The sequence below is a fragment of the Paenarthrobacter sp. A20 genome (assembly GCF_024168825.1).
Taxonomy (GTDB): domain Bacteria; phylum Actinomycetota; class Actinomycetes; order Actinomycetales; family Micrococcaceae; genus Arthrobacter.
Window position 1 is genome coordinate 1,377,388 of record NZ_JALJWH010000001.1, and the last position, 14,316, is coordinate 1,391,703.

Here is a 14,316-nt window from a genome sequence, read left to right on the forward strand (position 1 = left end):
GGGCCTCCTATTACGTGCCGCATGCGAGGGCGACCCATCAATCATAATCGCTGAGACCCGAAAATATGTAAGATGACTGGCAGGTGAGTGACCTGGGTCTCATCTGCGAACCATGGCGCGGAGCAGTTTTACCGCCACGGAAAGAGCCGCGATGTCCACCGGACCTGGCTTGATGGCTTCCTGGATGGTCTCCTGGATGCGCGCCAATTGTTCGATGTTTCCGTGCTCCCAATCCATGATCCGTTCCACGGGATCAGCAGCCACGGTGGACCGCGGAGTATGCCGGACCACCGCCTTGGTCATGTCGGCCAGGACCAGATACATGTCGTCCCTCAGCGCTGCCCTCGCCAACGACTCCCAGTGCGTGTCGCGCGGAAGCATGGTGATGTGTTCCAGCAAGGGGATTGCGGAGATCCGCTCAAAAACGGCGAAGTACACCTCCGCCACACCCTCTGCCGGCTCCTGCAGTTCCTCGGCGATGGCGGAAATGTCCAGCAGTCCGTAGCTGACCAGGAGCTCTGAAGCGCGGATCCCCAAAGAGTGCGGCAGGCCGACGGCGTCAGTGTGGGCGAGGCGCTTCAAAGAGTGCGCCAGATTGATGCCATGCAGCAACCCGGTGAAATTGGCGCGCATCAAGGACATCGGTTGTTCAAGCCGGGCCAAGGCATCGGAGATCGGCTTGTCACGGAAATCGTGGGTCACGTACCAGCGCACGGACCGGTCCAACAGGCGCCGCATGTCCAGGGCCACGGCTGCGCCATGCTCGCTGGGTGTGCTGGCCGGCAGTCGGGCGATTGCCTGCGTTACCGAGTCCAGATCCCAGACGTTCCGCATCACCACGAACGCGCGTGCTACGGCCGCGGCTGACACGGTGGTCTCTTCCATGGCCCGGAAGGCGAACGCAATGCCACCCATATTGATCATGTCGTTGGCCACCACAGTGGCTACGATCTCCCGGCGCAGGGGGTGGGTGGACAGATGTTCGCCGAACCGCTCCGAGACTTGTTGGGGGAAATAGTCGTGGAGCGTCTGCGAGAACCACGGATCGTCGGCAAGGCCTCCCTCCGTGAGTTCCCGGGCCAGCTCGATTTTGGCGTAGGCGGCCAGCACTGCGAGCTCGGGGGTTGTCAGCCCCTTGCCCGTCAGGACGCGGGCCTGGAGTTCCTCGTTGCCGGGGAGGAACTCCAGGTCCCGGTCCAGGTCGGTGACTGACTCAAGCCAGTCCATGGTCCTTTCGAAGCTGGGGCTCCACTCGACGGCCAACTGCTTGTCATTGAGCAACAGGACGTTCTGGTGGTCATTGGTTTTCAGCACCAGCTTCCCCACTTCACCTTGGAGTGAGTGCAGGAATACGGTCCGTTCGGCCGCAGGCATCCTGCCGGCCGCGATCATACGGTCCAGGAAGACCTTGATGTTCACCTCATGGTCGGAACAATCCACCCCTGCCGAATTGTCGATCGCATCGGTGTTCACCAGGATGCCCGCCAGCGCAGCCTGGATCCGGCCGCGCTGGGTGACGCCGAGGTTGCCGCCTTCAGCGATGATGTGGGTGCGGAGCTGGTTGCCATCAACGCGGATGGCATCGTTCGCTTTATCCCCGACGTCGGCATGGGACTCCGTGGACGACTTCACGTAGGTGCCAATTCCGCCGTTGTACAGCAGGTCCACCGGCGCCATGAGGATCGCCTTGAGGAGCTCCGGCGGACTCATGACCTGCTGGCCGTTGGGTTCGGAGCCTGCTTCCAGCCCTGCACCCTCTTCCAAACCCAGGGCGAGCCGGACCTCCTCGGTAATCACTATTGACTTCGCCGTCCTCGCGAAGACACCGCCACCCGGGCTCAACCTTCCCGGGTTGTAGTCCGCCCAGGATGACCGGGGGAGCTTGAACAGGCGTTCCCGCTCGGCATAGGACTCCAGCGGATCCGGTGTGGGGTCCAGGAAGATATGCCGATGATCGAACGCAGCTACCAACTTGATGTGCTTGGAGAGAAGCATGCCATTGCCGAAGACATCACCGCTCATGTCCCCGATGCCCACCACGGTGAAATCCTCCGCGGTTGAATCGATCATGAGTTCACTGAAATGGTGGCGCACCGATTCCCATGCGCCGCGGGCCGTGATGCCCATCTGCTTGTGGTCGTAACCCACTGAGCCGCCGGAAGCGAAGGCGTCCCCCAGCCAGAAGCCGTACTCCTCCGCCACAGCGTTGGCGATGTCTGAGAAGGCGGCAGTTCCCTTATCCGCCGCGACCACCAGATAGTAGTCGTCGCCATCGTGGCGTACCACCCGGGGCGGGGTCGCCACCCGGCTGTTGCTGCCGCCGTCGGGATCCGGCATGAGGTTGTCCGTGACGTCCAGCAGCCCACGAATAAAAGTCCGGTAGCTTTCCTGGCCCTCCGCGAGCCAAGCAGCGCGATCCTCCGCCGGGTCCGGTAGTAGTTTGGGGAAGAAACCACCTTTGGCGCCGGTGGGAACAATCACGGCGTTCTTGACAGTTTGTGCCTTCACCAGCCCAAGGATTTCCGTCCGGAAGTCCTCGCGCCGGTCCGACCACCGGAGTCCTCCGCGGGCCAACGGTCCGAAGCGCAGGTGGACCCCCTCAACGCGGGGTGAGTAGACCCAGATTTCGAATTTAGGACGTGGCGCCGGTGCGGCCGGAATGCCGGACGGATTGAGTTTGAAGCTGATGTACGGCTTGTCCAAGTAGAAATTGGTGCGCAGGGTGGCGTCCACCAGGCTTGCGAGCGTCCGGAGGAGTCGGTCGGCGTCCAGGACCGGGATGGCGTCAATAGCCTCGCCAAGTCTGGCACGGGCTGCGTGGATGGCCTGCGTACGATGGCTCAGTTCGCTGCTGCCTTCCTCAAAAACATCGCCGTCAGGCCGGTGTGCGTGGCTGTTGAGTTCGGGATCAAACAGGTCCGGCGCGTAGCTGTCCGGATTGAACTTCGCCTCGAAGAGTTCCAGGAGCGCATGTGTTGCCTCCGTGTTCGCCCGGAGTGTGTCCGCGATGAAGCCGTAAGAGTTGGTGCTCCCCAATTGCCGCAAGTACTTGGCGTAGGCGCGGAGGATAGCCACCCGCCGCCAACCGATGCCTTCGCGGATGACCAAGGCATCGAAGGCGTCCGACTCCGCAGCGCCGCGCATGGCGGCGCAGAACGCGCCGCCCAGCAGTTCGCCCGTGGTCAACGGGTCCACCCCGCGCGGGTACTTCAGCCCGAGGTCGTACAGAAAGAACTGTCGGCCATCTCCACGCTGGACGTCGAACGGACGCTGGTCCAGTACCTTCAAGCCAAGGTTGTGGAAGAACGGAAGGATCTGGGTGAGGCTCTGGGGGCGGGTCAAATACAGCCTGATCCTGGCATCTTCGATGAGAACAGCAGTTCCGGGTCGTTTGTAGACGGTCAGCAGCGGGTCTGGTTCCTCGCTTTGGCCTGGCGGAAAGCTCTCGAACTTCGAGATGTCCTCCACCGCGTCCTCTACTTCGAAATCGGCTTTGTAACTGGCAGGGAAGGCCGCGGCCCATTCGCGGGAAAGCCGCCCGGCCTCCTCCAACGGGTAGCGCGCCTGCAGCGCTTCGGCCAGGCCTTGGGCCCAGGTCCTGGTGGCGGCGATGATCCGCGGCTCCAGTACCGAGGCATCTACGACGCCGGGAGTCCCCTGACGCGTCGACGCCGCCTGCGGTAACAGCACCCGGAAGAACACCCTGGCCATGGCGGATTCGCCCAAGCGGAGCTCAAACTCGATGGAGTCCGCACCGAATGCCTCGCGCAGTTCGCGTTCAATGTTGAGCCTGACTGCGGTGCTGTACCGACGGCGCGGGAGGAACACGAGCGCTGTCATGAACCGTCCATAGGAGTCCGGGCGCAGGAACAGTCGGGTGCTGTGGCGTTCCTGGAGTCGCAGGATTTCGCGGGCATGGGCGGCGAGCTGTTCGGCGTCGATGTGGAATAGCTCATCGCGGGGATAGCCCTCCATGACGGCCAGGAGTTCCTTGCCGTGATGCGAGCTGGGCGGGTAGCCAAACGCCCGCAGCACTTCCTTCACGGTGTCCCGGATGACAGGAATCTCCAAGGCCGATTGCGCCGTGGAATTGGGGGAGAAGAGACCAACAAAGGTTTGTCCGCCGTCCTTCCCCTCCGGGCCGGACGAGGCCACCGTAATCTCGTCGAGGTAGGCGCGGCGCAGGACCGTGGAACGCTGGGCGGACTTGGTGAGCGTGAGGATCCGGGGTTCTGCCCCCGGAGGATTCCTGTGCAGTTCCTCCGCGTCCATCGGTTCCCGCAGAACGCCTAGCCCGCGGCGCCCGCGAAATCCGAGGAACACGAAGTTCCCGTCGCCCAGCCATTGCAGCAGCTCGCGGGCTTCCCTGGCTTCAGGATCCGAGCCTGCCCGCTCACCCAAGGCCCTGACCTCGCGGGCCAGTTCCTCATGGATTGCAGCATGGTCCTCAGCGGCGGTCCGGACATCGTGCAGGACCCTGTGCAGCCGGCCAATGAGGAGTTCCGTCCCGGGCTCGTCCGGGAGCCTTGGAATCTCGATCGCCATCCACGCCTCGGCGAGTGGTCCGCCGTCGTACTCCTCGTGTTGGGCGGGCACCTGCGCACTGGTGCCGGCGGCGGAAGCTTCGACGCTGGCGGGGAGCCCGGTGCGGTGCGGTGCCCGCTGGATTTCGGTCAGGCGATGGGTGGCTGGATCGCGGGTGACGCTGAAGGTGGGATGGACGAGGAGTCGGATGGAGGCGGTATCCCGGGCGATCTCCGCAGTGACGGAGGGGAGGAGGTAGGGCATGTCATCTGCCACGACGGCCACCACGCTGGCGTCGGACTCATGCAGAACTCCGATGACGGCCTGCCCCGGTTCCCGCCGTTCGGCCAACGACCGGTGGTAGCGGGCGCGTTCCAGCAGCGTTTCCGGCGTGTAGTTGCGGGCGTCGTCCTCGGCCACGTGCTCGTAGTAGTCGGTCAGGAATCCGTCCGCCGGCTCGGTGCTGGAGGACATATTCTCATGATCGCTTAAACCCCGCGAGATGGCACCTCATGCCACTGTTTGAGCGGCAAAGTCAACTGGTGGGAGCAACGCTGGGGGTTAGGCCGCTTGTAGCAGCTGGTTTAGTCGGTTGGCTGGTGTTTCGAGGTTCAGGGTTGGTCTGGGTCGGCGGTTGAGTTTCGCTGCGACCAGGCGGAGGTCCTCGGGGGTGTGCACTGAAAGGTCGGTGCCTTTCTCGAACCAGAACCTCAGGAGCCTGTTGGTGTTCTCGTTGGTGCCGCGTTGCCAGGGTGAGTGCGGGTCGCAGAAATACAGGGTCGTTTCGAGTGCGGTTTGGATCTTCGCGTAGTCGGCCAGTTCGGTTCCGCGGTCCCAAGTGATCGAGAGTCGCAGGTGATCCGGGAGGGAAGCCATCTCCCGGATCATCGCAGCGGCAACGGTCTCCGCGGTGTGGTCCCCGGGCAGGTGCAGCAGGATCGTGAACCGGGTCGAGCGTTCCACCAACGTGCCGATCGCGGTCCCGTCGGTCCCGATGATGAGGTCCCCTTCCCAGTGGCCAGGCACTGCCCGGTCTTGGACCTCGGGCGGGCGTTGGCTGATCTTGAATGCCTCACCGTAAGGGCTGTTCTTACGGCGGTCACTGGTGTGCGGAACGCGTTGCTTGCGTTTCAGGCTGAGCTTTTCGGCCAGGTCCGCCCGCAGGTTCCCGCGGGTTTGGACATACAGCGCTTGATAGATCGTCTCGTGGCTCACCTGCATAGTCTGATCGTCGACGAAGTAGTGCGCCAACATTGAGGAGATCAATTTCGGGCTCCACCCGTCATCCATCCACACACCGATCAGCCGGCAGAGGTCCTCGTCCTGGACGAGTTTGAACGGTTTGGGCCGGCGCCTGTCCTGGTGCGCTTTGGCGTGGGCGACCGAGGCGTAATACTTCCCGTCCGCGCTTCTGTGCCGTTTCACCTCCCGCCAGACCACGGACTTATCCCGGCCAATCAATTCACCGATCTTGGCGTAACTGAGCCCCAGCAGAACACCCATCTGGATCATCCCCCGCTCGCCCAGACCCAAGGCCCGGCCAGGTCCCTCTGCCGAAGGCGCAGGATCGGCAAGACCCCCGACAGCGCCACGGTTCAACGTCATCATCAGGCCAGACTGAGCCCACCAGTTTCCCCCGGTCGCGTGCACCGCCCCGACACGCCGGGAAGCCTCAAGAACCGAGACCCCCGCACACACCAAATCAACAAACTCGGCACGCGCACCCGAAGGAAACAACTTGACCATGAAACGCTCCATCAATCAGAGCGTTGCAACGACCCTATGACTTTGCCAGCCAAACATTGGCATCAAATGCCACCTCGGTGGAGGGATGGGAGGCCTTAGCGCTTGACGGCGTCCAGCTTGAGCATCTTGGCGATCACGCCGTCGAGTTCGGAGTCGTCGAAGATCTTCTTCCAGTCGTCCTTGATGATGGTGTCCTTGCCGTACTGGATGGCGATTTCGCAGGCTTCGGAGAACGGGTTGGATCCGCGCAGGGCGTTGGTGAGGGCGATCTGGACGTGGCCGAACAGCATGGCCTTGGCTGCTTCCTCGGGAACGCCGGCGGTGTGCACGGTCTCGTGGAGTGCCTCGTTGAGGAGCGTGCCGATCATGCAGGCCACGGTTTCCACCAGGGTGGGTTCCAGGATGGCGAGTTGCTTGACCGTGACCCAGTGAACGTCGATCACGGGTGCGTAGATGGTGCGGATGACGGCTTCGGCTACGTCGCGGGTTGCTGCGGGTGCGTCCTCGTCGATCGCGGAGACCACGTTCTGTGGGGCGCCCTGGCCGCCGAAGGTGTCGGCCCATTCTTCCTTGGTGGTGCGCTCCAGGAACACGGACGGGTGGCAGGGGTGCGCGACCGCCTGGACGACGTCGTCGCGCTTGGCCAGCAGGCCTGCGTACGCGGCGGCGGGATCGAGAGTCAGCAGGATCGCGCCTGACTTCATCTGCGGGACGACGCCCTCGGAAACGATGCCGAGGACGGTGTCCGGTACGGCGAGGATGACGACGTCGGCTGTGGGAACGGCGTCGTCGGTGGCGGTGATGTCGCGGCCTTCGGCGCGGACGCGGTCCTGGCCGGCGGGGGAGTTCTCACTGTAGAAGACGTTGTGGGTGGACTTCTGGAGGTTGCGGGAAACGCGCATCCCCATTTTGCCACCGGCTCCGACAACGGCGACGGTCAATTGTTCTGCTGACATTTCACTTGCTCCTTAGGAAATCGAGGCTTTGTTGGGTCCACTGGTTTTCGAGGCGGATGGTCTCCGCTTCGGAGTCCTTCCACGGCAGCCAGTGCTCCACGATTTGGTTGATGTTTCTTTCTTTGGGCTGGATCTTTTCGACCATGTAGTCGTAGTCGAGAAGGCCTTCGCCGAGGGGTGCGCCCGAGTACGTAAACCCGACCCATCCCTGCTTGCGGCTGAACGCAAAGTCTTTGATGTGCATGTTCAGGACATAAGGCGCGACGGCGTCAATCACCTGCCGCGGCATCTCCAGCGCAGCCACGGTGTTGGCGGGGTCGCTGCAGATTCCGAGGTAGGGGCTGTTGACGTGGCGGACGACGTCCAGGATCCGTTCCGTGGGGACCTGTTCATAGGTCTCGACGGCGATCCTCACCCCGGCTGCCTGGAATTCCGGCAGGATCCCGGTGAAGATCCTGACGGTTTCCTCGGTGTCCGGGGTGTGGCCGGGGACGTTGAACATGGTCCGCAGCAGGTCCGAGCCCAGCATCTGGGCGATGTGCAGGAACTTCGCCAGGTGCTCCGGACGGATACCCTTGGTCCCCACTTCCAGGGTGATGCCCAGCTCGTCCGCCGTACTGCGGACGGCGGCGAGCCCGGCGTCGTTCATGTCTTCCAGCGGCGCGTAGTCGCAGATCTGGAAGAGGTCCACGCCCATATCCGACGCCTTACGCAGCGCGTCATGGATGCTCAGCGGCTGGCTGACCTGGTCCGAGAGCTGCCAGAAGAACGCGTAGCTGCTGAGGCCGATCCTGCTTTGCGAGGCGCCGTTCATGCTGCCACCGCCTTAGCGGCCAAGCGCGCGGCGGTCTCGTCCAGGATGGTTTTCAGCGCTGCGGGATGGTGCGCGAAGCGGCCCAGGAACAAGCCGGCGACGGCGGTGTCCAGTTCCGTGATGAGGCCCGGTCCGGCGCTGCCGCCGTAGATGACGCGGCTCTCTTCCTGGCCGGGCAACGAACGCAGGTGCTCGTCCAGTCCGCGGACCACGGCGCTGATGTATTCCGGTGTTGCAGGTTCCGGGGCGCCGATGGCCCATTGCGGCTCGTAGGCCACGATGGTCCGGTCTGTGGGGCCGAGAGTTGCGGCGCGGTTGAGGGCGGCGTCGATTTCGGCCGTGCACTGGGCGATGGCTTCCTCGGGGGAGCCTGCGATCAGTTCGCCAACGCACAACACCGGGGTGAGCCCGTTGCGGTAAGTGGCAGCGGTCTTCAGGCCGATGATCCGTTCGTCTTCGCCGAAGATCCTGCGGCGCTCCGCGTGCCCAACCTCAACGTACCGTCCGCCGAGTTCGGCGACGGTTTTGCCGCCTACCTCGCCGGTGTACGCGCCTTCGTCTTCCCAGAAGATGTCCTGCGCTCCGGTACCAACGCCGGCCGCGCCCAGGATCCGGGCAGCTTCGGGCAGGGCGGGGAGAGTGGGCAGCACGAACAGTTCGATGTCGCCGCCCACCACTGCCGGGTGCTTGAAGGCGATGGTGGCGATGTCGCGGCAGTAGTCCACGGAGCGCTGGTAGCCGAAGTACATCTTCAGGCTCACGCCGATCACCGCACGTGGTTGCCGGGAAGCCGCGTCGGTGGTCTTAGCAGGAAGTGACACCCTCGTAGTCCTTAATCAGTGTGACCTTCTCGGCCGAGGCAGAGGTTTCGTCGAAGGTGTAAGTGAGCCATTCCTTGGCCAGGCGGCGGGCGAGTTCCAGCCCGACCACGCGCTGGCCGAACGTGAGGACCTGGGCGTTGTTGCTCAGGACCGAGCGTTCCACGGAGAAGGAATCGTGGGCGGTGACGGCACGGATGCCGGGGACCTTGTTGGCGGCGATCGCGACGCCCAGGCCGGTGCCGCAGACCAGGAGTGCCCGGTCGGCCTTGCCGGCGGCGATCAGTTCAGCAGCGGCGATGGCTACGGACGGGTACGGAGTGTGGCTCGTGGCGTCCACTCCGACGTCGGTGACGGACTCAACGAGGCCGTTCGCTTCCAAGTCGGCTTTGAGGGCTTCCTTGTACTCGAATCCGGCGTCGTCCGATCCTATGACCAGGCGCAGTTTGGTGCTCATGCGTTCTCCTTAACTGGTGTGTTCCCTGCGGTTTGTGTTTCCGCGAAAGTGTTGTGGATGGCCCGGACGATCAATGCCATGGAGACGGCTCCGGCGTCGGGGGTTCCGAGGCTCTTTTCGGCGTGCGGGCGGGCGCGGCCCATGAGGGGCAGCAGGTTGGCGGTCGCTTCGGCGGATTGCTCGGCGATGGTGGCAGCGGCGCCCCATGCATCCCGAAGTGTTGCTCCGCCCTGAACTGCCGCGGTGAGTGCTTCGCTGAACGGCGACAGGACGTCCACCAAGGTTTTGTCGCCTACCTTGGCCTTGCCGAAGTCCATGATGGAACGCTTCGCTTCGGCCACACCCTCGGCCACGGCTACGGCGCTGGGGGCGTCGGTGTCGCCGACGGATTGTCCGACGGCGCGCAGGGCCATGCCCCACAGCGCGCCCGAGGTGCCACCGGCTTTGTCCGCCCAGGCGTCGGCGGCCAGGTTCAGGGCGGTCCCTGCCCCTGCACCGCGTTCGACGGCGTCTGCCGCAGCAGCGACGGCGGCGTGGATTCCACGCTCCATGCCGATCCCGTGGTCACCGTCGCCGGCGATCGCGTCGATCCGGCCGAGTTCTTCCACGTTGGCGTCAACCACGGCTTTGGCGGCGTTGAGGGCCGCGAGGATGGTGGGCGCTGCGGTTTTGGACTCTTTGCTGGCGTCCGGGATCACGGATTGCTGCTCGGCGGCCATGGTGAGCTGGTCGGCGTCGAGCGCTTGAGCGCTGACCGCACCGCGGCGGAAAGCCGGGGCGTCCGCGGGTGCGAGCCAGAGTTCCTCGAGCTCGGAGTCCAGCCAGAACAGTGTGAGGGAGGTGCCGGCCATGTCGAAACTGGTCACGAGCTCGCCCACCTGCGGGTCCACAGCCTCGATACCGGCCTCGGCGAGCAGCTGGGCCACGCGGCGGTAGACCACGAACAGCTCTTCGTATTTGACGCTGCCCAGGCCGTTGAGGATCGGGACCACCCGTGCGCCGTGCACGGAAAGGGCGTCCGGGATCTCGGCAAGGAGGTCCTTGACCAGCAGTTCGGCGAGTTCATCCGCCGTCGGGATGTTCGTCTCGGCAATGCCGGGTTCGCCGTGGATGCCCATGCCCACTGCCATGCGCCCTTCGGGAACGGAGAAGAGCGGGTGGTCCGCGCCCGGGAGCGTGCACCCGGTGAACGCGACGCCGAAGGAACGGGTGCGGTCATTGGCGCGCTCGGCGATCTCCACCACAGCGTCCATGGAGTAGTCGGCCTCAGCGGCAGCGGCCACCACCTTGAAGACTGTCAGGTCCCCGGCGATCCCGCGGCGCTTGTGTTTCTCGGCCAGGGGAGCCGAAGAGATGTCGTCCGTGACTGCGATGCTCCTGCAGTCGATGCCCTCGGCACGGAGTTTTGCCTGGGCCTGGGTGAAGTGCAGGACGTCGCCGGCGTAATTGCCGTAGCCCAGGAGTACGCCGCCGCCGTTATCCGCTGCCTTGGCCACGTTATAGACCTGCTGTGCCGAGGGTGAGGCGAATAGGTTGCCCATCGCCGCGCCGTGCGCCAGGCCCTGGCCAACCAGCCCGGCGAAGGCCGGGTAGTGGCCGGAGCCCCCGCCGATCACCAAGGCGACCGAATCCGGCGTCGACCGCGTGCTGCGGGCAACCCCACCGGAGACGCGCCGGACCCACCGGCTGTGCGATGCGACGAAGCCTTCGATCATTTCATCAGCGAAGGCTGAGGGCTCGTTGAAGAGGCGGGTCATGGGGTATCTCCTGGGCTGTACTGAAGGGTGTGAAGTGTGGTGGTTGTGCCCTCCCTGCTGGAAGGGCACAACCTGCTTGTGGTGGTTACGGCTCCGCGTGCTGCCCGGCCCCTTGTGGGTCCAGCGCCTCGGCAGGCGTGCCAGCAGATGCCTTGCCCTGCTTGCTGAGGGTCACCATGAGGATGGAGGAGAGCAACATGAAGCCGCCGACGACGAACATCGGGACCGTGTAGCCGCCCGTCAGATCCTTAAGCCAGCCGGTGATGTAGCCGGCGCTGAAGCCCGCCAGGTTGCCCACCGTGTTGATCAGTGCGATGCCTGCTGCTGCGGCTGCGCCGGTGAGGAACTGCGTGGGGACGGTCCAGAAGTTCGGCAGGGCAGCGAAGATGGACATGGCCGTGACCGTGATGACGGCGATGGTTGCCGCGGGGGATCCGGCAAACAGCGCCAGAGGGATGCTGACACCGCCGATGAGGGCCGGAAGGGCGATGTGCCAGGTCTTCACGCCGCGCTTGGTGGCGTCCTTGGACCAGAAGTACAGGGCAAAGGCTGCCGGCAGATACGGAATGGCCGTGATGAGTCCCTTCTGGAACACATCGAACTTGGTGCCGTAGAGGCCTTCGAAGCCGGCGATGATGGTCGGCAGGAAGAAGCCCAGCGCGTACAAGCCGTAGATGAAGCCGAAGTAGATCAGGGAGAGCATCCAGACGCGGCCGTTGCCGAACACCGTGCGAACGCTGACGTGCTTGTTGCTGGCGGCGGTTTCCTTCTTTTCCTTTTCGAGGGCGCCGGTCAGCCAGGTCTTCTCTTCTGCGGTAAGCCACTTGGCCTTGGAGGGGTTGTCTGCCAGGTAGAACCAGGCGATGATGCCGACGATGATCGCGGGGATGGCGACTCCGAAGAACATGAAACGCCAGCCCTCGAGGCCAAAGAACATTCCGTGCTGCTGGATCAAAGCGCCTGCGAGGGGAGCACCGATCACCGTGGTGAGCGGCTGCGCCAAGTAGAAGAGGGCCAGGATCTTGCTGCGGTGCTTGGACGGCACCCAGAGGCTCAGGAAGAGGATGGCGCCGGGGAAGAAGCCGGCTTCTGCCACACCCAGGATGAATCGGAGAATGTAGAGCTGCTCAACGTTGCCCACCCAGGTGAAGAGCAAGGACACGATGCCCCAGCTGACCATGATGCGGGCCAGCCAGCGGCGGGCGCCGAACTTGTGGAGGGCCAGGTTGCTGGGGATTTCGAGCAGGATGTACCCGATAAAGAAGACTCCGGAGGCGAAGCCGAACTGTGCCGCTGAGAGGGCGAGGTCGTTATTCATGCCGTTGGGGCCGGCGAAAGAAATGGCGGTGCGGTCCAGATAGTTGATGAAGAACATCAGGGCGACGAACGGCACAAGCCGGACTGCCACCTTCTTAATTGCGGATTTTTCGACCACCGATTGTGTGGTGTCCACATTGACTCCTAGATGTTGGTGTCCCTGCGGATCCTGCACTGGATGCGCCGGGCTGGTTCGTGGCATGGCCGGCGGGGATCCGGCGATGGCGAAGCTTGTGATTTAAACCATAGGACTGGATTCTAAATTGGTCAACCGGTTGACTGGTTAAAGTTTTTTGGGCGCTGACTAGTCGCCGCAGGGATTGGTCATCCGGTTGCTACGCTGTGAAGGTGTCAGCGAACTCAGCAGCAGCGGCCCACATGACGGCCGCGCTTGCCCCCATGGAGCAGGGCTCCGTTGTGTCCGAAGTAGCGGAGCGCCTCCTTGCCTACTTCACGAGTGGAGACATCGCCCCCGGCACCCGGCTTCCGGCAGAGCGGCAGTTGGCGGCTTCACTTGGTGTTGGACGTTCGGCCGTCCGCGAGGCCCTCGCTGCCCTGGAGATCCTCGGGATCGTGATCGTCCGTCCCGGCTCGGGAACGTACCTGCGCGACGGTGTCTCCGAACTTTTGCCGCGGACGCTCAGCTGGGGGTTGATGCTGGGGGAGCCGCGGACCCGCGAGCTGGTGGAATTGCGCAGCGGACTGGAAGTTCAGGCTGTTGAGTTGGCGGCCCTGAGGGTCACGGATGAAGCCTTGGAACGGATGCGGGCCGACCTTGACGTCATGGAGAGGAACCTCGACGACCTCGCAGCCTTCGTGGAAGCCGATGCGGCCTTCCACCGCGAGATCGCCGCGGCCTCCGGCAACATGGTCCTGGAAGAACTCCTCCAAAGCATCCGCTCGCTGCTGCGGATCTGGGTGGACCGGGCACTGACCGATGAAGGCCACGCCGAGGCTGCCCTGCGCGAACACACTGCCATCTACGAGGCACTTGTTGCCCGGGACGCGTCCGCCGTTTCACAGAACATGCGCTCGCACATGGCTACGGCATCGCGGCGCCTGTTGGCGGGCTTCGACGCAGCCCAATAATCTCCCGCCAGACGGCGAATAATGCCAATGCCTGAGCGGAACATTGCCATCAAATGCCATCCCGCGAAGGGGATTCCGGCTCAGGTCCCCCGAGACGTGGTGGCGGGATTCGAACCCGCGTGCGCTGCTTTGCAGGCAGCTCCCTGGCCTCTCGGGTACACCACGTGCAAACGACACTAGGCGCCTGGGCGCAGCCGGATCAAAGTTCATTTCGCAGGCTTTCGCAGGGCTACGAAGCGTTGCCGCAGGTTGCTGCCCGTGACCTCAAAGCTGTCAAATGCGACCCCATCCCCGCGGCCGTACACGGCCCAACAAGCGGTGGGCGGTCAGAGGCTGTGGTTCGCCCTTCGAAGCGGCTGTGCTCGTTTCTGCGCCGCCAGCCTGCTCACACCCGCGGCAATCACAAGTGTGAGGATTGCCGCTGCCATGTGGGTGTAGAGCAACAGGTGCACGGAGCCACCGCTGGGAGCGGCCCCTGCTGGCACTTCTCCCAGGACCTGGCCGCTGTGTAAGTGGTCCAGCAGTCCGCTGCCGGCAAAGAAGCCACCGAATGCGACGAAGCCGAAGTGAAGCAGTTGCTGCGCCAGCCCGGAAAACAGCAGCAACAACAGCGGCCCGTGCACCCAACGGGCAATGAGCTGGGCGGCGAGTGCAGCCAGCGCAGCGAAGGCCAAGACGACAGGTATGGCCGGAGCGCTGCCGCCCGCGAGCATGTGCGCTGCGAGTCCCAGAACCACAGCCACGGGCCCGGCAATCCAGGCCCACTTGTCCTGCACAGGAGTTTCGCGCATCGCCATCCTTCCCTCCCCACAGGCTAAGCGGAGGAGGCGGCTGGCAA

At 64.1% G+C, this 14,316-nt stretch carries 10 protein-coding genes and 1 tRNA gene; 1 reads left to right on the forward strand and 10 read right to left on the reverse strand.

What is annotated here, in order from left to right:
* Positions 1-99: 99 nt before the first annotated feature.
* The 8 genes from J3D46_RS06680 to J3D46_RS06715 all read right to left on the reverse strand — a co-directional run bounded on the left by J3D46_RS06680 (position 100) and on the right by J3D46_RS06715 (position 12,525).
* Positions 100-4,998 (reverse strand): NAD-glutamate dehydrogenase, encoded by a 4,899-nt coding sequence (locus J3D46_RS06680; RefSeq protein ID WP_253465898.1) that lies wholly within the window; start codon positions 4,996-4,998, stop codon positions 100-102.
* Between the two features lie 87 nt (positions 4,999-5,085).
* On the reverse strand, positions 5,086-6,270 hold the full coding sequence (locus J3D46_RS06685; protein ID WP_374110765.1) for an IS30 family transposase: 1,185 nt from the start codon (positions 6,268-6,270) through the stop codon (positions 5,086-5,088).
* Between the two features lie 95 nt (positions 6,271-6,365).
* Entirely contained in the window at positions 6,366-7,226 is an 861-nt protein-coding gene (locus J3D46_RS06690) for a phosphogluconate dehydrogenase C-terminal domain-containing protein (RefSeq protein ID WP_231338825.1), read from the reverse strand.
* A gap of 1 nt (position 7,227) precedes the next feature.
* Positions 7,228-8,040 carry a sugar phosphate isomerase/epimerase gene (locus J3D46_RS06695; RefSeq protein WP_253465901.1) on the reverse strand — a complete coding sequence of 271 codons (813 nt, stop codon included), beginning with the start codon at positions 8,038-8,040 and terminating at the stop codon, positions 7,228-7,230.
* Positions 8,037-8,861, reverse strand: coding sequence for a triose-phosphate isomerase family protein (locus tag J3D46_RS06700; protein ID WP_308292021.1), 825 nt, complete (start codon positions 8,859-8,861; stop codon positions 8,037-8,039). Before J3D46_RS06700 ends, J3D46_RS06695 begins: the two co-directional genes overlap by 4 nt.
* Positions 8,845-9,315, reverse strand: coding sequence for a ribose-5-phosphate isomerase (locus J3D46_RS06705; RefSeq protein ID WP_024819245.1), 471 nt, complete (start codon positions 9,313-9,315; stop codon positions 8,845-8,847). The genes J3D46_RS06700 and J3D46_RS06705 overlap by 17 nt, the downstream gene beginning before the upstream one ends.
* Complete coding sequence (locus J3D46_RS06710) at positions 9,312-11,072, reverse strand: dihydroxyacetone kinase family protein (protein WP_253465904.1); 1,761 nt, start codon at positions 11,070-11,072, stop codon at positions 9,312-9,314. Before J3D46_RS06710 ends, J3D46_RS06705 begins: the two co-directional genes overlap by 4 nt.
* Positions 11,073-11,157: 85 nt before the next feature.
* The gene (locus J3D46_RS06715) at positions 11,158-12,525 is read right to left on the reverse strand and encodes an MFS transporter (RefSeq protein WP_231338829.1); all 1,368 of its coding nucleotides are present in this window, start codon (positions 12,523-12,525) and stop codon (positions 11,158-11,160) included.
* A 212-nt stretch (positions 12,526-12,737) separates the two neighbouring features.
* Here J3D46_RS06715 and J3D46_RS06720 point away from each other — a divergent pair, with 212 nt between their 5' ends.
* Positions 12,738-13,478, forward strand: a complete 741-nt coding sequence (locus J3D46_RS06720; RefSeq protein WP_231338830.1) for a FadR/GntR family transcriptional regulator — start codon at positions 12,738-12,740, stop codon at positions 13,476-13,478.
* 94 nt (positions 13,479-13,572) lie between these two features.
* On the opposite strand, the gene J3D46_RS06725 is transcribed toward J3D46_RS06720, so the two are convergent.
* Positions 13,573-13,643, reverse strand: a tRNA-Cys gene (locus tag J3D46_RS06725).
* A 161-nt stretch (positions 13,644-13,804) separates the two neighbouring features.
* Positions 13,805-14,269, reverse strand: coding sequence for a hypothetical protein (locus tag J3D46_RS06730; protein ID WP_253465907.1), 465 nt, complete (start codon positions 14,267-14,269; stop codon positions 13,805-13,807).
* Positions 14,270-14,316 lie beyond the last annotated feature (47 nt).

Excerpts from the sequence above, each read along its gene's own strand:
- J3D46_RS06695 (WP_253465901.1), bottom strand. The coding sequence starts at position 8,040 with ATGAACGGCGCCTCGCAAAGCAGGATCGGCCTCAGCAGCTACGCGTTC.
- J3D46_RS06690 (WP_231338825.1), bottom strand. The coding sequence starts at position 7,226 with ATGTCAGCAGAACAATTGACCGTCGCCGTTGTCGGAGCCGGTGGCAAA.
- J3D46_RS06705 (WP_024819245.1), bottom strand. The coding sequence starts at position 9,315 with ATGAGCACCAAACTGCGCCTGGTCATAGGATCGGACGACGCCGGATTC.
- J3D46_RS06730 (WP_253465907.1), bottom strand. The coding sequence starts at position 14,269 with ATGCGCGAAACTCCTGTGCAGGACAAGTGGGCCTGGATTGCCGGGCCC.
- J3D46_RS06685 (WP_374110765.1), bottom strand. The coding sequence starts at position 6,270 with ATGGTCAAGTTGTTTCCTTCGGGTGCGCGTGCCGAGTTTGTTGATTTG.
- J3D46_RS06680 (WP_253465898.1), bottom strand. The coding sequence starts at position 4,998 with ATGTCCTCCAGCACCGAGCCGGCGGACGGATTCCTGACCGACTACTAC.
- J3D46_RS06710 (WP_253465904.1), bottom strand. The coding sequence starts at position 11,072 with ATGACCCGCCTCTTCAACGAGCCCTCAGCCTTCGCTGATGAAATGATC.